Source organism: Delftia sp. WSY_7 (assembly GCF_043104845.1).
Lineage (GTDB): Bacteria > Pseudomonadota > Gammaproteobacteria > Burkholderiales > Burkholderiaceae_C > Comamonas > Comamonas tsuruhatensis.
In genome coordinates, this window is record NZ_JBICLB010000033.1 from 385,102 (window position 1) to 403,742 (window position 18,641).

Annotated in this window: 13 protein-coding genes and 1 tRNA gene; 6 read left to right on the plus strand and 8 right to left on the minus strand. The window is 66.8% G+C overall.

What is annotated here, in order from left to right; translation table 11 throughout:
* The 3 genes from selA to ACF8ME_RS13880 all read left to right on the plus strand — a co-directional run bounded on the left by selA (window position 1) and on the right by ACF8ME_RS13880 (window position 3,696).
* Window positions 1-1,455, plus strand: coding sequence for an L-seryl-tRNA(Sec) selenium transferase (selA, locus tag ACF8ME_RS13870; protein WP_047218169.1), 1,455 nt, complete (start codon window positions 1-3; stop codon window positions 1,453-1,455).
* A gap of 10 nt (window positions 1,456-1,465) precedes the next feature.
* Window positions 1,466-3,406 (plus strand): selenocysteine-specific translation elongation factor, encoded by a 1,941-nt coding sequence (gene selB / locus ACF8ME_RS13875; protein ID WP_392416962.1) that lies wholly within the window; start codon window positions 1,466-1,468, stop codon window positions 3,404-3,406.
* A 194-nt stretch (window positions 3,407-3,600) separates the two neighbouring features.
* Window positions 3,601-3,696, plus strand: a tRNA-Sec gene (locus ACF8ME_RS13880).
* Between the two features lie 32 nt (window positions 3,697-3,728).
* Here the strand turns inward: ACF8ME_RS13880 and ACF8ME_RS13885 are convergent.
* From ACF8ME_RS13885 to ACF8ME_RS13900, 4 genes are all read right to left on the minus strand, one after another.
* Window positions 3,729-4,235: an OmpA family protein gene (locus tag ACF8ME_RS13885; protein ID WP_016446849.1), complete on the minus strand. Its 507-nt coding sequence runs from the start codon at window positions 4,233-4,235 to the stop codon at window positions 3,729-3,731.
* Between the two features lies 1 nt (window position 4,236).
* On the minus strand, window positions 4,237-5,466 hold the full coding sequence (locus ACF8ME_RS13890; protein ID WP_016446848.1) for a diguanylate cyclase domain-containing protein: 1,230 nt from the start codon (window positions 5,464-5,466) through the stop codon (window positions 4,237-4,239).
* Window positions 5,463-6,032, minus strand: coding sequence for a YfiR family protein (locus ACF8ME_RS13895; protein ID WP_016446847.1), 570 nt, complete (start codon window positions 6,030-6,032; stop codon window positions 5,463-5,465). Before ACF8ME_RS13895 ends, ACF8ME_RS13890 begins: the two co-directional genes overlap by 4 nt.
* A 200-nt stretch (window positions 6,033-6,232) precedes the next feature.
* Window positions 6,233-7,045, minus strand: coding sequence for an N-acetyltransferase (locus tag ACF8ME_RS13900; protein ID WP_047218171.1), 813 nt, complete (start codon window positions 7,043-7,045; stop codon window positions 6,233-6,235).
* A gap of 115 nt (window positions 7,046-7,160) precedes the next feature.
* On the opposite strand from ACF8ME_RS13900, the gene selD reads away from it, so the two are divergent.
* Window positions 7,161-8,219: a selenide, water dikinase SelD gene (gene selD, locus ACF8ME_RS13905; RefSeq protein ID WP_016446845.1), complete on the plus strand. Its 1,059-nt coding sequence runs from the start codon at window positions 7,161-7,163 to the stop codon at window positions 8,217-8,219.
* 104 nt (window positions 8,220-8,323) lie between these two features.
* On the opposite strand, the gene ACF8ME_RS13910 is transcribed toward selD, so the two are convergent.
* The gene (locus tag ACF8ME_RS13910; protein ID WP_392416964.1) at window positions 8,324-10,771 is read right to left on the minus strand and encodes a penicillin acylase family protein; all 2,448 of its coding nucleotides are present in this window, start codon (window positions 10,769-10,771) and stop codon (window positions 8,324-8,326) included.
* Between the two features lie 176 nt (window positions 10,772-10,947).
* Complete coding sequence (locus tag ACF8ME_RS13915) at window positions 10,948-11,427, minus strand: Lrp/AsnC family transcriptional regulator (RefSeq protein WP_016446843.1); 480 nt, start codon at window positions 11,425-11,427, stop codon at window positions 10,948-10,950.
* Window positions 11,428-12,131: 704 nt separating this feature from the next.
* Between ACF8ME_RS13915 and ACF8ME_RS13920 the strand changes: the two genes are divergently transcribed.
* Window positions 12,132-13,619 carry a diguanylate cyclase gene (locus tag ACF8ME_RS13920; RefSeq protein WP_392416966.1) on the plus strand — a complete coding sequence of 496 codons (1,488 nt, stop codon included), beginning with the start codon at window positions 12,132-12,134 and terminating at the stop codon, window positions 13,617-13,619.
* 32 nt (window positions 13,620-13,651) lie between these two features.
* Here ACF8ME_RS13920 and ACF8ME_RS13925 read toward each other — a convergent pair whose 3' ends face one another.
* On the minus strand, window positions 13,652-15,472 hold the full coding sequence (locus tag ACF8ME_RS13925) for a methyl-accepting chemotaxis protein (RefSeq protein ID WP_016454855.1): 1,821 nt from the start codon (window positions 15,470-15,472) through the stop codon (window positions 13,652-13,654).
* A 794-nt stretch (window positions 15,473-16,266) separates the two neighbouring features.
* On the opposite strand from ACF8ME_RS13925, the gene ACF8ME_RS13930 reads away from it, so the two are divergent.
* On the plus strand, window positions 16,267-16,560 hold the full coding sequence (locus ACF8ME_RS13930; protein WP_392416968.1) for an H-NS family nucleoid-associated regulatory protein: 294 nt from the start codon (window positions 16,267-16,269) through the stop codon (window positions 16,558-16,560).
* A 469-nt stretch (window positions 16,561-17,029) separates the two neighbouring features.
* Here the strand turns inward: ACF8ME_RS13930 and ACF8ME_RS13935 are convergent, their stop codons facing one another.
* Window positions 17,030-18,592 (minus strand): methyl-accepting chemotaxis protein, encoded by a 1,563-nt coding sequence (locus ACF8ME_RS13935; RefSeq protein ID WP_043790553.1) that lies wholly within the window; start codon window positions 18,590-18,592, stop codon window positions 17,030-17,032.
* Window positions 18,593-18,641 lie beyond the last annotated feature (49 nt).

Below are 18,641 nucleotides of genomic sequence, written 5' to 3' on the forward strand. Positions count from 1 at the left end.
ATGACCGATACCGCCGCCACCTCTGCCGCTTCCTCCACCCCGTCCGCGCTGCGCCTGCCTGCCGTGGACAAGGTGCTGCTGAGCGCCGACATGCTCGCGCTGCGCGAGCGCCACGGCCTCGATGCCTGCACCCAGGCCGTGCGCGAGACACTGGCACAGATGCGGGCCGATGCGCAGGAGCGGCTGCGGTCCGGCGAGCCCGATGCAGGCGCGCCCGGCATCACTGAGGTAATCCAGGCGGCCGGCCTTCGCCTGGCGCGGCGCTTTGCACCCCGTCTGCGCACGGTCTTCAACCTCACGGGCACGGTGCTGCACACCAACCTGGGCCGCGCCCTGCTGCCGCAGGAGGCCGTGGACGCCGTGGTGGCCGCCATGACGGCGCCGGCCAACCTGGAGTACGACCTGGAGGACGGCGGCCGTGGCGACCGCGACGACCTGATCGAATCCCTGGTCTGCGAACTCACGGGCGCCGAGGCCTGCACCGTGGTCAACAACAACGCCGCCGCCGTGCTGCTGACCCTGGCCACGCTGGCGGCCGGGCGCGAGGTCATCGTCTCGCGCGGCGAGCTGGTGGAGATCGGCGGAGCCTTCCGCATCCCCGACGTGATGACGCGCGCGGGCGCCACCCTGGTCGAGGTGGGCACCACCAACCGTACCCATGCGCGCGACTACGAAGGCGCTGTCGGCGAACACACCGGCCTGCTCATGAAGGTGCATTGCAGCAACTACGCCATCACCGGCTTCACCAAGGCCGTGAGCGACGCCGAGGTGGCATCCATTGCCCACGCGCACGGCCTGCAGATGGTGGTGGACCTGGGCAGCGGCACCCTGGTCGATCTGCGCGAATGGGGCCTGCCCTACGAGGTCACGGTGCGCGAGACTATCGAGTCGGGCGCCGACATCGTCACCTTCAGTGGCGACAAGCTGCTGGGCGGTCCGCAGGCCGGCCTGATCGTGGGCCGCAAGGACCTGATCGCCCGCATCAAGAAACACCCGCTCAAGCGCGCGCTGCGCGTGAGCAAGCTCACCCTGGCCGCGCTGGAGCCCACGCTGCGCCTGTACCTGCACCCAGAAAAGCTGGCCGAGCGCCTGACCACGCTGCGCCTGTTCACGCGCCCCCAGGCCGACATGCAGGCCCGCGCGCAGGCGCTGCAGCCGCTGGTGCAGCAGGCGCTGGGCAGCCGCTATGTGGTGGAAACCGCCGAGATGAACAGTCAGATCGGCAGCGGCGCCCTGCCCGTGGAGAACCTGCCCAGCTGGGGCCTGCGACTGCATCCGGCCGACGGTCGCCAGGCCGGCCGCCAGCTCACCCGGCTTGAAGCGGGCCTGCGCGGCCTGCCCCGCCCCGTCATCGGCCGGCTGCATGACGACGCGCTGTGGCTGGACCTGCGCTGCCTGGAGGCAGCTGACGAGCCGGCCTTCACCGAACAGCTGCCGCTGCTGCACATCGCCTGAGGACGAACGCATGATCATTGGCACCGCCGGCCACATCGACCACGGCAAGACCACCCTGGTGCGCGCGCTCACGGGCGTGGACACCGACCGCCTCAAGGAAGAGAAGGCGCGCGGCATCTCCATCGAGCTGGGCTATGCCTACACGCCGCTGCCCAATGGCGAGGTACTGGGCATCATCGACGTGCCCGGCCACGAAAAATTCGTGCACACCATGGCCGCAGGCGCCGTGGGCATAGACCACGCCCTGCTGGTGGTGGCGGCCGACGACGGCGTCATGCCGCAGACGCGCGAGCACCTGGACATCCTGCAGCTGCTGGGCGTGCGCGAAGCCACCGTGGCCCTGACCAAGGCCGACCGCGCCACGCCCGAGCGCCTGCAGCAGGTGCGTGCCGAGATCGAGTCCCTGCTGGCGCCCACGGCGCTGGCCGGCGCCCCGGTCTTTCCCACCGCCGCCGCCCAGCCCGGTGACGCGGGCGTGGCGCAGCTGCGCGAGCACCTCATGGCGCGTGCCCAGTCCATTCCCGCGCGGGCCAGCGACGGACTGTTCCGCCTGGCCGTGGACCGCAGCTTCACGCTGCCGGGCCAGGGCACCGTGGTCACAGGCACCGTGTTCGGCGGGCAGGTGAAAGTCGGCGACACGCTGGTGCACTCGGCCTCGGGCACCGAGGTGCGCGTGCGCAGCCTGCATGCCCAGAACCAGGCCAGCGAACAGGGCCTGGCCGGACAGCGCTGCGCGCTCAACCTGTCGGGCATTGCCAAGGAAGCCATCACGCGCGGCGACTGGATCGCCGACGCACGGCTGCTGCAGGCCAGCGACCGGATCGACGTGCGCCTGCAACTGCTGGCCGATGCGCCATCACTGGCCCAATGGACGCCTGTGCATGTGCACATCGGCACCGCGCGCTGCACGGCCCACGTGGCCCTGCTGCAGGACCAGCCGCTGGGCCCGGGCGAACAGGCCATCGTCCAACTGGTGCTGGACATGCACGTACATGCCCAACCCGGCGACCGGCTCATCGTGCGCAATGCCCAGGCCAGCCGCACGATTGCGGGCGGCAGCGTCATCGACCCCTTTGCTCCCGCACGCAAGCGCCGCAGCCCCGAGCGCACGGCCTATCTGCAGGCGCTGGAATCGCTGATTGCCACCGGGGACGCCAGCGCGCTGGTGCAAGGCGCGGCGCACGGCATTGCCACGTCGCAGCTCATGCGCCTGACGGGCCGCGCATCCATGGCCACGGACAACGTCGGGCACCGGCTGCACCGACTTCCACTGGCCGAGGGCGACACGCTGTTGCTGGGTGACGCACGCTGGACGCAGCTGCGCGGCCAGGTGCTGGACAGCATGGCGCGCTTTCACGAAAAAAACCCCGACGAGCCCGGCGTGAACGCGGCACGCCTGCGCCGCATGGCACTGTCCGGCCTGGTCCATGCAGGACATGACGCGCTGTGGAAAGGCCTGCTGCAAACGCTGCTGCAGGATGGCAGCCTGGCCTCCAGCGGCGCCTGGCTGCACCTGCCCGGCCACAGCGTGCAGCTGTCGGACAGCGAAACACAGATCGCCCAGAAACTGCTGCCGGCCATCGAAGCCGGCCGCTACGACCCGCCCTGGGTGCGCGACCTGGCACGCGACAACGCCATCGGCGAGGAAACCGTGCGCCAGCTGCTGCGCAAACTCGCGCGCCAGGGACTGCTGTTTCAGGTGACCAAGGACCTGTTCTACTCCGCCGCCCGCACGGACGAACTCGCCGCCCTGGTGCGCGAACTGGCCGCCGCCACCCCCAACGGCGAAATCCAGGCCCACGCCTTTCGCGATGCCACAGGCCTGGGCCGCAAGCGCGCCATCCAGATCCTCGAATTCTTCGACCGCATCGGCTACACCCGCCGCCTGCGCGACGCCCACCTGCTGCGCCCCGATGTGCAGTGGACCACTGGCGCCACAGCAAGAATTTGAGGCAAGGGGCCGCTACAATGGCCAGCTTTGCTTCGCCACGGCGCCAGCAACCGGCGCGGCCCAGGGCGAGAGACACCGAGCAAGGGCCGCCCCGCAGCAAGGGTGTCGTCCCCCTCCCCCGCGAAGCGGGTAGAGAGGCGCCGTGCAACGGGGGGAAGCGGCGTAAGCCGCTCAGGGGGAGCTTCAATCCAGAAGGAAAGCATACGCACCCGGTGGTGCGCCCGGGCTTCAAACCCGGTCAGGGGCGTCAGCCGCTCCTGGGTAGGTTCGACTCCTGCTGCTTTCCGCCAATCCCCCGACTCTGATTCCAGCCAGGTTACGGCTATTGCAAGGGCACGACGATGGCCACGCGGCGGTTCTCCGCCGCATCGCTGGGCACCACGGGCATGGCGCGGCCCAGGCCCTTGACCTCGATATCCTGGCGCGCCAGGCCGGCTTCGGCCAGCACATCGGCCACGGCCTCTGCGCGGCGCAGCGACAGGCGCATGTTGTAGGCATCGCTGCCGCGATCGTCCGTATGGCCTTCCACGCGCAGCCGCTCTATGCCCACGCCCTTGAGCGCCCGCCCCAGTTCCAGCACCTTGGTGCGCGCCTGGGCGCCGACTTCGGCCGAGTCAAAGCCGAACAGCAGCTTGCCCGACATCTGCAGCTCCCAGCCCTGCTCCGCCTGTGCAAAGCCCTGGCTGCGCAGCACTTGCTGCTGCTGCTCGGTCAGGCCCTGCGGCGTAGGCGGCGCCTCGGGCGCCGCCTTGCAGCCCGCCAGCGCAAGGGCCAGCACAGCGGCCGCACCTGCACCGCACATCCGGGTCCAGCTCCGTCGTTTCAACATGTCATCCTCCTGTGACTCGTTCGGCCTGGCGCATGGCCTTGGCCTGGTACATGGCCTGGTCGGCATGGCGCATCAGCGTCTCCATGCTCTGGCCATGCTTGGGAAAAAGGGCCACGCCCGCACTGACCGAAGGCTGCAGCACCACGCCTTCGCTGACCACCAAAGGCTCATGCATGGCGGCCTCTATCTTGTCCCGCACCATCTGCGCATCGCCGCCTCCGCCCACGGGATAGAGCAGGATGGCGAACTCATCGCCACCCAGCCGCGCGACCAGATCGCTCTCGCGCACCTGCGAGCGCAGTCTTGCGCCTACGGCCTTGAGCAGCACATCGCCCACAGCATGGCCGTACGCGTCGTTGACCTGCTTGAAGCGGTCGTTGTCCAGAAACAGCACGGCCAGCTTCTGCCCGGTTTCGGCCGCATTGTCCAGCGCCTGCTGCAGGCGCTGCTCGAAATGCAGGCGGTTGGCCAGCCCCGTGAGGCTGTCTCGCGAAGCCTGGCGCTCCAGGGCCGAATTTTGCTGCTGCAGCCGCTCGTGGCGTGTCTGCAGCTCGGCCAGCAGGGCATTGAAGTTGTCTCCCAACTCGCGCAGTTCGGCAATGCGCGCCAGCGGCACGCGCTGGTCCATGGACCGGTCATGGCGCACGGCGTGCGCCACGCGCGCCAACTGCTGCAGCGGTTCGGCAATGTCGCGCAGCATGCGGCGCGATTGGCGCAGCCCCACATAGCCGCTCACGCCGACGCACAGCACCAGCACGATGAAGCCTGCGCCCAGAAAGCGGACCAGGCCCACGCCATCGCTGGACAGCTGCACGCTCCCGACCAGGCGGCCATCCTGGCGCACATCGGCCTCGGCGCGCGGCAGGCCTATGCCTATGGCCAGCAGTTCACCCACGCTGGACAGCGCCGAGCCGCCATGGCCCGACCACTGCACGAACGGGCGCTGCTCGGCATCGAAAACCTCGGCATGGGCCACGCCTTCGCCGCGCAGCAATTGGTCCAGCACGCGGGCAGCCTCGTCACGGTCACCGAAGACCAGCGATGCCTCGACCGTATAGGCCAGCGAACGTGCCACCAGATGCAGGTTGTTGGACAGGTAAAGACGCAGGGTGGCCACGCCGACGATGAGCAGCAGCGCGCCCGCCAGCGCAATGGCCACCGCCGCCATGCGCATGTGCGCGCGGCGGATCACGTTGCGCAGGGAGGCGCTGCCGGACAGGAACAACTTCATGGCAACGTCCTGTGGCGCGCAAGCTGCAGCACCTTGGGATTGACGCGCAGGCCGCTGCGTGCCACGGAGTCGAGGCTGACCTCGAAGCCCGCGCCCTCGCCACGGCGGCGCAGGCAGAACATGGCGCCGATGCGGCACAGCTCGCCCCGCTCGCTGATGGTCAGCAGCGGCCGTCCGGCCAGTTGCTCCATGAGCTTGCGCCAGGCCGCTTCATCGAGCTGGCCGGCATAGATGCCTTCGCATTCGGCCAGGATGCGCGCATCGGAAAGCACGACGCGCCGGACTTCCAGCCGCTGGCTGCCCACGGTCTGCGGGGCACCATTGAGCAGATCATCGGCGTATTCGGTGGAGCCGACCACGCACAGCCGCAGCACCGCGCTTTCCGTGGGCCAGCGCGTGTAGCCCAGGATGCCTAAGACTGTGCGTGTCACGCCCAGCTCATGCTCGTCGGCCGATGGTTCGGCATGCGCCTGCCCCACCAGCCCTACCCAACCCGTTTGCAGCGCCAGCAGGCACACGGCCACCCAGGCCCAGGCTGGCGGCAGGCCCTTGATCCTGCCACCCATGCACCACCTGCGGGATGGGAGAAGTGAGCGCTGCGAGCGCTGTGAGCGATTTATGCGAACAGCCAACCAAGGCTCCTTGAACGGGAAATCCATGCATTGCACCACGACGGCGCATCGAAGCATTTTTTCACATATCGCCCGCCTCGGAGCACCCGGAGTGTCGCGCTGGGTCATCATCCTTTCTTAGTCGCTGCGGCACATCAAGGCGCCGCGGCAGGCAGGCGGTAGTGATAGGCGTAGAGCGGATGAAAGCCCAGGCTTTCATACAGCCCGCGCGCCACCCGGTTGGGAGCCCGCACCTGCAGCTCGGCCCATTGCGCCCCCTGCGTCCGTCCCCAGTGCAGCAGGCCGCACACCAGCGCACGGCCCAGCCCCCGCCCGCGCATTGCAGGTGCGATGACGATGTCATACAGGCCCACGCAGCCGCGCTCCAGCACGGCCAGACCGAACCCGGCCACCTCGCCCCCGACGCGCAGCGTGGCAAAGGCGGCGGGCCAGGCAATGGACTGCAGCATGTGGTGATGCGCCTGCCTGTGACGGGGCGGCACGGCGCCGGCCTCGGCAAAGCCTTGCAGCCAGGCCGCACCGGGCCGGGCATCCATGGCGAGGGTCCAGCCTTTTTCGTCCGCCGGCTGCGCCATGTCCGCCAAGGCTGCGCGCATCACGAGCGAAGGATCGGCCAGCAGGTAGCCGGCCTGCGCCAGCTGGGCATCGGCCTCGGGGCTGGCCAGGGGCGAGAGGCGGAAGACGGGCGGCAGGCCCTGGCGTTGGTAGAAGGCTTCGATCTGCGCCAACAAGGCGCCAAGGCGGGCGCCGGGCTGATGGGCATTGGCCGAGTTGGCCCGCTTGGTATGGCCCTGCGCGGCGCGCAGCAGCCAGTCCCCGCAGAGCACGGTGCGCTGGGCTGGCCAGGCGTTGAAGCCGCGCTGCTCCACGCCGACCACCGTCTCGGGATCGCAGTCCACGGATGCGCGGTCATGAGCGAAAGACTTGGACATGCCCGCTTGTACCATGGCCGCACGCCGTGCCCGCCCATAATATGCCGCGCCGCCGCGCCGCCGCGCCGCCGCGCTGGCGGCAGGCACTCTTTTCCACTACTGCGATCGCCCCCGTTCGCCGGATTGCTCCATGACCACAGACACCTCCCAAGCTCCCCGACTCACCTCGCTGTCCCATGGCGGCGGCTGCGGCTGCAAGATCGCGCCGGGCCTGCTGGCGGAGCTGATCGGCAAGAGCGCGCTGCCCAAGCAGTTCTTCCCGGACCTGCTGGTGGGCACGGAGACCGCTGACGACGCCGCCGTCTACCGCATCAACGACGAGCAGGCCATCGTGGCGACCACGGATTTCTTCATGCCCATCGTGGACGATCCGTATGACTTCGGCCGCATCGCCGCAACGAATGCGCTGTCCGACATCTACGCCATGGGCGGCCAGCCGCTGATGGCCCTGGCCATCGTGGGCATGCCCATCAATGTGCTGCCGCACGACACCATTGCCAAGATCCTGGAAGGCGGCGAGTCGGTCTGCCGCGATGCCGGCATTCCGCTGGCCGGCGGCCACTCCATCGACTCGGTCGAGCCCATCTACGGCCTGGTGGGCATCGGCATCGTCAACCCGCGCCAGATGAAACGCAACGCCGACGCCAAGGCCGGCGATGTGCTGATCCTGGGCAAGCCGCTGGGCGTAGGCATTCTGTCGGCCGCGCTCAAGAAGAACCTACTGGACGAAGCCGGCTACCGCGCCATGGTGGAGGCAACCACCTTGCTCAACCGCCCCGGCACGGCGCTGGGCAAGATGGACGGCGTGCACGCGCTGACCGATGTGACGGGCTTCGGCCTGCTGGGCCACGGCCTGGAACTGGCACGCGGCGCGGGCCTGACGGCGCGCATCGACAGCCGCAGCCTGCCCGTGCTTCCCACGGTGCAGGGCTTTGCCGAGCAGGGCGTCATTACGGGCGCCTCGGGCCGCAACTGGGCCTCATATGGCACGCAGGTGGTGCTGGGCGCCGGCATCACCGATGCCCAGCGCGCGCTGCTGACCGATCCGCAGACCTCGGGCGGCCTGCTCGTATCGTGCACGCCCGATGTGGCGGACCAGGTGCTTGCGCTGTTTGCCGAACAGGGCTTTGGCGATGCAGCCATCGTGGGCCGCATGGAAGCGGGCCAGGCCCGCGTCGTGGTGGATTGAGCCAGGCAACCAGTCAAGCGAAACGGGGGCCTGGGCCCCCGTTTGCATTGCATGCCGGATGCAGCCCCTTCAGGCGGGCACTGCATCACGCCGGACAGCGGATGTCACTCGCTCACGGTCTGCGTCTTGTAGGCCGGGCTGGCCTGGATGGCGCTGTCGGTGAACGGCAGCTTGAGCCACTGGCGCGCACCGTAGGCCTTGGTGTAGTCCGCATAGTGGGCCGAGGCAGGATCGTCGGACAGCGAGAAGGTCAGGAAGGTATGGGCCTCCACTCCGGCCGCCGGGAAGCTCACCACCTGCATGTAGCTGTTGCCGTGCGGCTGCCCGTCCATGCTGTAGCCGCCCTGCTCTATCTTGTTTTCCGAGCAGGTGATGGTGAAGTAGCCCACCTCGCCGCATCCGCCATACAGCGCCGTCTTCTCTCCGCCACGCTGCGAGAACAGCACGGTGCCACGCGCCGCATCCATGGCAAAGCCGCTGGCCTGCACGGCCTTCACTGCTTCGGCGAACGCCTTTTGCAGCGCCGCCTTGGCCGTGGGCTTGATGCCGCGCGGCGTGTTGACGGGGTCGGCCGCATCGAAGGGCGCAGCATACAGGTCGGCCGATTTGATCTGGCTGGCCACGCGCTTCCAGAACTCGTCCCAGACATGGGAGCCCCTGGATGCCGCCGTGCCCGTGCCGTCCCAGGCCTGCAGCGCCGTGCAGGCAGCCGATACGTCCACCGTTTCACCCGCCGAGGACACGGGGCCTGGACAGACCTGGGCCAATGCCTCGTCCTTGAAACGCGCGCTGTACACACGGCTGTCCAGCACCATCTGGCGAACGATGTCGCTGGTGGCCATCTTGCCCGGATAGCCGTCCGTGCCCGCCAGCCGCTGCAGCGCCATGGTGTGGCCCAGGCGCGTGCGCAGGCTCTGGGCAGAAGAGGTGGAGCCGAAGATGGCCGGATAGCCGGTCAGCGGTGCCGAGGCATTGGACAGCCAGTAGCTGTCGTTCATGTTGCCCACGTAGTCGCCACGCAGCAGGCTGGGCATGCGTGCCGGGCCGATGGCGCCGGCCTGCACCGAATCCGCATCCGAGCCCCAGTCGCACTGGCTGCTGCCGCCGGCCAGCACCGGCACCTGGGGCAGCGCCGCGTTGATGGCTGCCGAGGCCGGCGTGGCGCAGGCCTGCAGCTGCGCGGGCGGCACGTTGGGCACGGCGCCTATGTCGGCATACCAGACCTGGGCGTTGCCGCGTCCCGCAGCGACGGTGTTGACCCAGGGAATGGCCGACTCCTCCTTCTGGATGCGGATGAACTCGTCCAGCGACTTGGCCTGGTTCCAGCGCAGCCAGTTGCGGAAAGTGCGGTAGTTGTAGGCGTTGATGTCGCGGATGGCGAACACGCTCTGCGTGGTCCAGCCCAGCGCCGGGTCCATGGCGCCGAGGTTGACCACCGGGCCGTGAACGGTCTTGTACAGCGTGCGCGTGACCTGGTCCTGCCCGCCGGAGGCATTGCGCACGCTCACCGTGATCCTGCTGGCCTGCATGGCCTCGGTCTTGCCGTCGCGCACATAGCGGGTCGGATCATTGGGGGCCAGCTGGTACATGAACAGGCCGAAGCGCCGCGCCGTGGACACGGTGTGGCTCCAGGCCACGTCGTTGTTGAAGCCGATCAGCACCATCGGGATACCCAGGAAGCTGGCGCCACTGACGTCGATCTCGCCCGGAATCGTGAGCTGCGATTGGTAGAAGCGGTCCGGCCCCTTCCAGTACCAGTGCGGATTGCCGAACAGCACGCTGCTGCCGCCCGTGGCCTGCTGGCCGAAGCCGTACATGTTGCTGCCTATGCCCGTGGTGCCGCCCACCTGCAACGATGGCGCCACCACCTGGCCCGGCTTGAGCGCGGCCAGCTGCGTCGCGGCCGACCGGACCTTCGCCGGCTTGGCCGAGGCCGTTGCCGCCGCAGCCGCTGCAGGCGGCACGGCATTGGCGATCTGGGCCACGAAATTGCTGTAGCCGCCGGCAAGATTGGCCGTATACATGCGCCGCCAGATGTCCTGGGCCGTGATGGCCTGCACCCAAGGCTGGCCCGCGCAGGCCGCATTGGTCTTGGCACCGGCCGGGGTCTCGCGCACCACGCGGTTGTAGCCTGCCACGAAGCCATCGACCAGTTGCTTGAGCTTGTCGGGCTGGGCCTGGATCATGGCGGCCACGGCGTCATCGGAGACGACATGGCGGAAGAAGAAGTCCGAATCGATGTTGCGCGGCCGGTCGATGGTGCTGTCATAGACGGCCTGGGCATCGCCGCCGAAGTGGCGCGAACGCTCCCCGCGGTAGGTCAGGAAGGAGTCGGCCATGGTGCACAGGTTGTCCTGCGCCTGGGCATAGCCCGCACCGTAGCCCAGGCCCGTCCAGTCCTTGGCCTTGATGTGCGGAATGCCCATCTCCGTGCGGCGGATCTCTGCGCTGTACTTGCTGCCGGAGCCGTCTCCCGAACCGCCGCAGGCCGCCAATGCGGCCAGGGCTATCAATGACAAGGGTTTCCATCCACTGCGAAGCGCTGGGTGCATGCTTTGTCTCCTGGTGTTATGCGTACACAAAGGCCCCGGTCTGCCACGGGGCCCGCATCAGCATAGGAGCGAGGCAAGGCACTGCCTACCCGGCAGTTTCACTAGGAAATGTCTGATGCCCGACAGTCGATGCGGACAGCCACCCGGCTCTCCATCGGCCGGCACGGGCAGAAGACTCAGGCGGCAGATTCAGCCAGCTGGCTCAGCGCCGCCGTCATGCGCCGGTCGATCTTGCGGCTGAGCACCACCGAGGTATAGGTCTGCTGTATGCCGTCGATCAGGCCTATGCGGTCCAGCAGCGCGTCGAGCTTTTCGTTGCTCTCGCAGCGCACGAACACCATGTAGTCGTACTGGCCGCTGACGGCGGAGACCTCCTCGACCTCGGTGAAACGGTTGAGTGCCTGCATTACTGAAGTGGCCGTCTTGGGCTGCACGCGAATGCCGCAGTACGCGCGCACCGCAGACTGCTCCACGCGCGCACCCAGGCGAACGCCGTATCCGGCGATCACGCCTTCCTGCTCCAGCCGGGCAATGCGGGCCACCACCGTCGTGCGCGCCAGATTCATCTGCCGGGCCAGATGCGCGGTGGAAGCCCGCGCATTGGTCTGCAGCAGGCGCAGCAGTTGGCGGTCGGTTTCATCAAGACGGTATTCCATGCAGCTCCCTGGACGTCAACGGCAAGAGCCTATGGCGGCGGCTCGGACGTGTTCAACATTTCGGCAGAGATATCCACCAATCCGGCAATTCTATGCGCTGCAAATCGTCGCTTTCATCAACAAGATCCTCGTTTCATCCGAAACCGCCGCATCTGGAATGCATCCCCATCCCGCATCGCCCAGCAGCGACGGCACATGGGCACCACCAGGCAAGAGTAATGGCTATCAGAAACAAAAGTAACTAATTACAAATCCCCCGACACACCCCGATGCTCCGCCGCTGCATATCACCCGGCTGGGACCTCGCATAAATACTTAGCATGCATCCCATCCTTCCTTTGGCGACGCTGCCCCGCGGGCAGGGCTGCCTGCCTGCGGCCGTACTGGCCGGGCTCGACGGAACACGGCAAACCGCTTGGGAAGGCGCAGCACGCATGATGGATCAGTACTTGCAAATACATGCATTTCCGCTAGATTGGCCCCGCAGGCGTAAATTTTGTGAACTCAAGTTACCCCGCATCCGTCGGTTTCCGACGCAGGGCCTGCCCGCAGTTACGCGGCTTGCCGCAGCACGCCAAAGGAGGGTTTTCCGATTTCCCGCTGCCCGCCGGACCGCTCGTTCCCCATGACAAGGGCATGCCCGGCATGCCCGACGAACGCGCGCAGTGTCCGGTGCCTCCATTCAGTCTCCACAGGGGAGACATATGTCATATCGCGCCGTATCTGGAGATCCGTGGATTTCACAAGCTGCAACGCCCTGGCGGGACAGCTTTGTGCTGGGCGGGGTGCTGTTTCTGTGCTCGGCCGTGGCGCTGGGCCTGCGCTCTCCGGGGCATCTGTCATCTCTGTGGCTGTCCAACGCCCTGCTCCTGGGCTGGATGCTGCGCAGCCCCGCCTACAGCCATAGGCATTGCTGGACGGCGGCCGCCGTGGCCATGGCGTTGGCCGAATGGTTGTCGGGCAGCCCGCTTGACCAGACCCTGTGGCTGACTTTCGCCGATCTGGCAGCCGTGGCCTGCGGCTGGGTGATGATGCGGCGCCTGCCGCTGCGGGTGCGGCAGATGCGCTCCCCCTCATCGGTGCTGCACCTGGTGATGTGCAGCCTGCTTGTGAGCGTGGTCGGCGCCGTGCTGGGCTCGGTGGGCATGCACCAGTTGATGCATTGGCCCTGGCAGCCCATGATGGCCATGTGGTTCAGCAGCGAGCTGATGCACATGACCCTGTTGCTGCCCGTTCTGTTGAGCTTTCCCGCAAGCCTGGAGCCGCTGTCCTGGCGTGGCCAGCCGTTCAGGCAGACCGTGCAGGCCCTGCTGCCGCTGTTGGCCCTGGTGATCTCCGAGGCCATTGCCATCTACCTGGGCGGGCCGGGCGCGCTGTCCCTGAGCATGCCGGCCATGCTGCTGTGTGCCATGCGCTACCGGCTGTTCGTGGTCGCCCTGCTCAACCTCGCCAGCTGTGCCATCAAGCTGGCCACATTTTCAGATGTACTGCTCAACTCGCCCAGTTCCGAACTGGAGACCACGTTCTCGTTCCGCCTGGGCCTGGCCATGCTGTCCATAGGCCCGCTGGCCGTGGCCTGCACGCTCATGGCCTTCAAGGACATGCTCAGCAAACTGCGCCATGCAGTGAACCACGATGCGCTGACCGGCCTGCTGGCACGCACCAGCTTTCTGGAGCGCGCTCAGCGCACGCTGGAGCGCCTGCAGCGCGAGCACCAGTCGGGCGCCATGCTGATGCTGGACCTGGACCACTTCAAGCACACCAACGACCGCCACGGCCATGCCGCTGGCGACCGGGTGCTGCAGGAAGTCTCGGCCCGCCTGTCGCAGGCGCTGCGCCCGCATGAACTCATAGGCCGCCTGGGCGGCGAGGAATTCGCCGTGCTGCTGCCTGGCGCCGACTGCGCCACGGCCAGCACCGTGGCCCAGCGGCTGTGCGAAGCCACGCGCGAAATCCGCATCGAGACAAGCGATGGCGCAACCATCTGCCCCACGCTGAGCATTGGCATCGCCTGCACGAACATGGCCCAGCCTCCGCTGGGTTTGAGCGCCTTGCTGCGCACGGCCGACACGGCGCTGTACCAGGCCAAGGCCAGCGGCCGGGACCGGTATTTCGTGGCGGGCGAGCGGCCGGACGAGGCCGGTACACCGGCCTTTGCCTGCGAGCATTCCGGGGGCGCCAAGGCGGCCTGACACCAGGCGCCGCCTCGGCGTTTTGCCCGCGCTCAGCGCAGGCGGCGGGCGCCGTTTCCTTCGTCGAGCTTGAAGCCCGCCACGGCCTGGGCCAGCTGCACGGCCTGTTGCTGCAGCGATTGCGCAGCCGCCGTGACCTCTTCCACCAGGGCGGCGTTCTGCTGCGTGACCTGGTCCATCTGTCCAATGGCGCTACCCACCTCGGCAATGCCACGGCTTTGCTCCTGGCTGGCGTTGCTGATCTCGGCCACCAGCGTGCTGAGCTTGCGCACGCCGTCCACGGCCTGGTCGATGGTGGTGCCCGCATTGCGCACCAGCCGGCTGCCCGTGTCGATCTGGCCCACGGAATCGTCGATCAGCGCCTTGATCTCCCGCGCCGCCGTGGCGCTGCGCTGGGCCAGCGTGCGCACCTCGCTGGCCACCACCGCAAAGCCACGGCCCTGCTCGCCGGCACGGGCCGCTTCGACGGCAGCATTGAGCGCGAGGATGTTGGTCTGGAAGGCGATGGAGTCGATCACGCCGATGATGCTTTCGATCTTGCGTGCCGACGCCTCGATGCCACCCATGGTCTGCACCACCTGGCCCACGGCCTCACCGCCCTGCGTGGCGATCTGCGAGGCGCTGGTGGCCAGCTCGCTGGCCTGGCGGGCATTGGCCGCGTTTTGCTGCACGGTTGCCGTGATCTGCTCCATGGCGGCTGCCGTCTGCTCCAGCGAGCTGGCCTGCTGCTCGGTGCGTGACGACAGGTCCTGGTTGCCGCCCGCGATCTCGGCCGACGCCATGCGCACCGATTCCGACGATTCGCGAATGCGCAGCAGCACCGTGGCGATCTTGTCCACGAACTGATTGAAGGACTGGCCGATCTGCGCCAGTTCGTCCCGGCCTGCCGCCGTGAGGCGGCGGGTCAGATCGCCCTCGCCGGAAGCAATGTCCTGCAAGGCATCGCGCGCCACGGCCAGGCGCATGAGCATCCGGCGCAGCACCACGGTCAACAGTACGGCCGTACCCAGCACGGAAAGCGCGGTGATGAAGGCGGCCACCTGCAGCAGCGCGCTTACGGAATGCGTGGCCTGTGCGCGGTCGATCACCACGGCCAGCGTCCAGGGCGTGCCCTCCACCTTGGCGGCATAGACCATCTGCGGCTCTCCATCGAGCACCAGGTCGGCACGTCCGCCCTGCTCGGCCAGGCGCTTGATCAGGGCCGCATCGAGCTCCGGTGCAATCGCCGAAGCGGGCTTGAGCGCCAGCTCGGGCCTGGCGTAGGCCAGCAGACGGCCTTCGCCGTCCATCAGAAAGGCGAAGCTCTTTTCCTGGGGGCGTATGGCCGCCACTTTCCTGGACATGGCCGCCAGCCGCACATCGGTGCCGACGACGGCCGTGATCGCGCCCGAGGCCCCGACCGGATCGACAAAGCTGATCGTCAGCTCACCCGTGCTGGCGTCCACGTAGGCCGGCGTGACGCCCGGACGGCCTTCCCGCACGGCCTGCTTGAACCAGTCGCGCTGGGTGCCGTCGTAGTTCTCCGGCATGGGATGGGTGAACACGGCACGCTTGTCCGCATGCACGAAGTAGGCGTCATCGAAGCCGCCGGCCTGCTGGCCTGCCAGCAGGAAAGGAATCGGGTCAGGCTGTTGCACCGCCGTTTTCAGCGAGCCGGTGATGCGCTGCTTGTCCTGGACCCAGTCGGTCAATGCGGCTGCATGGGCCTGCGTGAGCTGGCCGATGTTTTCGTCGATGCCGGACAGCGTGCTGCCGCGCGCCGTCCAGAAGGTGGCCATGGACAGCGCGAACAGCGCGGCCACTGTGATTGCCACGCAGATGAGGATCAGGCGGGCACGAAGTGTTTGAAACATGATGCGTAGTAAAGGCAAAAACGAGGGCTGTGGATGCCCACCGAGCCTATCCGAGACACACCGGCCGCCAGAGCTCAAAGAGTGCGTACTTGCCCTTGCAATTGCACGCTTCCTGGCTGCAGGTGATCCGCTGCCCCCTTCGAGCAAGCAGCGCTTTGCTCGCAACGCCACCGGGGCCTGAGTCGTCAGGTTTTTGCAAGTTATCGTCACTTCCTGGACGGATGCATGCTATAGTGTCAATTTGTAACACAGACATTTCCCGCCCTGCAGGCGGGATCTTTTTGTCGCAAACGCCAGGGCCTTGCACCAGGGTCCTGCCGTTTGCGCCGCGCACCCTGTGTTTTTCCCTCCCTCATATTTTTGGGGTGCACCATGCGGCCTTTTCTTGCCCTTCCTGGACTGCCATGGATCCATGAAGGCCCCTGACCAGGATCGGCAGGGAGCAGGATACAAAATGTTTCATCTTGATGCAAAGATGCCGATAAGCAGGCAGACCTGTCATTCAAGGGGAGAGAAACATGAAGCGATGCATCATCAAAGTGGCCGGCGCCTGCTACACGGCCCTGTTTCCCAGCACCTGCGCAGCGGTGGCAGATGCGATGACCCGGTTTCCATACGCCACAAAAATCAGCGTCAGACTCGCCTAGACTCAGGCAACATGGGAACCTGTTCTCAAACAGGCTCTCTGACAATACGCCTGTCGTCATCCGGGTGTTGCGCGGCAGTGTAGGCTCACTTTGCCAAAAGCTCTCCCGGATTCCTTTATATTGGCAGATCAACATTCATTGATATACATGACCACAGACTACAAGACACTGCTGCAGCAGAAAGCCCAGCTCGAAGCCCAGATCGCCGAAGTGCTCAAGACCGAAAAGTCCGGAGCCATTGCCCAGGTGCGCACCATCATCGACCAATACGGATTGACCGAGGCCGATGTCTTTCCCTCGTCCAAAGCCAAGACTGGCGCTGGTTTCCGCGTGGTCGGCGTTCCCAAGTACCGCGATCCCGCCACCGGTGCGACCTGGACCGGCCGCGGCAAGCAGCCCCGCTGGATTGAAGGCAGGGACCGCACTCCCTTCGCCATATGAGATGCGGCCTGCCACGCCTTCCGGCAGCCACGAAGCTGCGACAGAGCCCGCCAAGTGCGGGCTTTTTGTTGCCAGAAGCAAGGGGTTAACCCTATTGCCCAGAAGTTACAAATTCTTCAATGTAGTGCCGATGTGTGAGCCGAGAGGTGCCTGCATGTTTCGGTACCCAAGCAATCACAACAAGGGAAACAGCAGGTATCGCACAGGGAACTGTCCTACACCTGCACTCTCCAAAATCATGATGCCCACGTCATTGCAGCACCCGCAAGCCATGGGCATCCCGTCACGCAACGGCAAGGCCCCAACGGCCACTGGAGCAATCCGCCACCACCACGAACCATTTTCCAGCCGAGCCAGGGAGACTATCTCCTCCCTCCCCTCTCACTGACTTACCCTGGCAGGCCCGCAAGGGCCACGGCTTTTCTCTGCAACAGGACCGCCCACGGCGGTCCTTTTTTTTCTGCACGCGCTATCGCAGGGCTGGCACAGCGTTGCCAACCTTGAACACGGCCACCATGCCCGACAGGCGCTGCGCCTGGTCGCTCAGTGCGGCCGCTGCCGCTGCGGACTCCTCCACCAGGGCAGCGTTTTGCTGCGTCATCTGGTCCAGCTGGCTGACGGCCTGGTTGACCTGGCCAATGCCGTCGCGCTGCTCGGTGGAAGACGCCGTGATCTCGCCAATCATGTCCGAGACCTTGCGCACGCTGCCCACGATGTCATCCATCACCTGGCCGGCCTGGGCGACCTGGGCAGAGCCTTCCTGCGCGGCATCGACCGAGGTGCTGATCAGCCCCTTGATCTCCTTGGCAGCCTCTGCGCTGCGATGGGCCAGGGCCCGCACCTCGCCAGCCACGACAGCGAAGCCACGGCCCTGCTCACCCGCGCGGGCCGCTTCCACGGCGGCATTGAGCGCGAGGATGTTGGTCTGGAAAGCAATGGAGTCGATCACGCCGATGATGTCGGAGATGCGGCGTGCGCTGTCGCTGATGCGGTCCATGCTGGCCACCACATGGCCCACCACGGCGCCCCCGCGCTCGGCCGCCTGGGCGGCGCTGCCGGCCAGGTGATTGGCCTGGCGCGCGGTGTCGGCGGCCTGGCCCACGGTCGCGGTCAGTTGCTCCATGCTGGCGGCCGTTTCCTCCAGGTTCGACGCCGTCTGCTCGGTGCGCGAAGACAGGTTGTGATTCCCGGCGGCAATCTCGGTGGATGCAGTGGAGATCGAGTGCACGCTGTCACGCACCTCCGTCACCAGGCCACGCAGCCGTGCCGCCATGCCCGAGACCGAGCGCAGCAGATGACCGAATTCGTCCTTGCGGCTGTCCTCGGCCGACACGGTAAGGTCGCCCTGCGCAATGGCATCGGTCAGTTGCACGGCTCGCTCGAGCGGACGCGTGATGGCACGCGTCAGCACGAAAGCCAGCGCCAGTCCGGCCAGGAGCACCACGCCCTGGACAATCCAGGCCAGCACACTGGCCTGTTGGCGCGCGGCCTGGGCCTGCTCCATGGCCGCATCGCGCTGGCTGCGCTGCAGCTGCACGAAGACTTCCAGCGAGTCCACATAGCGGCCGATGGCACCCAGGTACTGTTGCTGGACGAACTCGCGGAACGCCGCGGCATCGCCCGTCAACTTGATCTCGCGGGCCCGCTTGTTCAGCGCCAGCACCTCGGCACGGATGCTGGCGATGCGCTCCAGCGCAGCCTTGTCGGCCTCGCTGGCACCCTTGACGATCTCGGCCTGCAGCTTGGTGATCAGGCCAGAGCCCTCCTTGACCCGGCCGTCGAGCAGGCGAGTCAATTCCTCATCGGTGGAGGCATTGCTGGCCAGCACCCGCTCGCCCGTGGTTTCCGTTGCGCCCTTCCATTGAATGGCCAGACCGATGCGGTTCTCATATTCGGACAGCGTCTGCATGCCCTGGTCCATGGCGCGGGCCGCCGCAAACTGTGCCCACAGCGATACCGCAAGCATCATCGCCAACAAGCCGCCCAGCGTGCCCCAAAGCTTGGCGGACACGCTCCATTGATCAAATTTCATTCGTAGAACTCTCGTCGGAAAAACTGAACAGAGGAAAGGTGAAACAACA

Excerpts from the sequence above, each read along its gene's own strand:
- selA (WP_047218169.1), top strand. The coding sequence starts at position 1 with ATGACCGATACCGCCGCCACCTCTGCCGCTTCCTCCACCCCGTCCGCG.
- selB (WP_392416962.1), top strand. The coding sequence starts at position 1,466 with ATGATCATTGGCACCGCCGGCCACATCGACCACGGCAAGACCACCCTG.
- ACF8ME_RS13885 (WP_016446849.1), bottom strand. The coding sequence starts at position 4,235 with ATGTTGAAACGACGGAGCTGGACCCGGATGTGCGGTGCAGGTGCGGCC.
- ACF8ME_RS13890 (WP_016446848.1), bottom strand. The coding sequence starts at position 5,466 with ATGAAGTTGTTCCTGTCCGGCAGCGCCTCCCTGCGCAACGTGATCCGC.
- ACF8ME_RS13895 (WP_016446847.1), bottom strand. The coding sequence starts at position 6,032 with ATGGGTGGCAGGATCAAGGGCCTGCCGCCAGCCTGGGCCTGGGTGGCC.
- ACF8ME_RS13900 (WP_047218171.1), bottom strand. The coding sequence starts at position 7,045 with ATGGTACAAGCGGGCATGTCCAAGTCTTTCGCTCATGACCGCGCATCC.
- selD (WP_016446845.1), top strand. The coding sequence starts at position 7,161 with ATGACCACAGACACCTCCCAAGCTCCCCGACTCACCTCGCTGTCCCAT.
- ACF8ME_RS13910 (WP_392416964.1), bottom strand. The coding sequence starts at position 10,771 with ATGCACCCAGCGCTTCGCAGTGGATGGAAACCCTTGTCATTGATAGCC.
- ACF8ME_RS13915 (WP_016446843.1), bottom strand. The coding sequence starts at position 11,427 with ATGGAATACCGTCTTGATGAAACCGACCGCCAACTGCTGCGCCTGCTG.
- ACF8ME_RS13920 (WP_392416966.1), top strand. The coding sequence starts at position 12,132 with ATGTCATATCGCGCCGTATCTGGAGATCCGTGGATTTCACAAGCTGCA.
- ACF8ME_RS13925 (WP_016454855.1), bottom strand. The coding sequence starts at position 15,472 with ATGTTTCAAACACTTCGTGCCCGCCTGATCCTCATCTGCGTGGCAATC.
- ACF8ME_RS13930 (WP_392416968.1), top strand. The coding sequence starts at position 16,267 with ATGACCACAGACTACAAGACACTGCTGCAGCAGAAAGCCCAGCTCGAA.
- ACF8ME_RS13935 (WP_043790553.1), bottom strand. The coding sequence starts at position 18,592 with ATGAAATTTGATCAATGGAGCGTGTCCGCCAAGCTTTGGGGCACGCTG.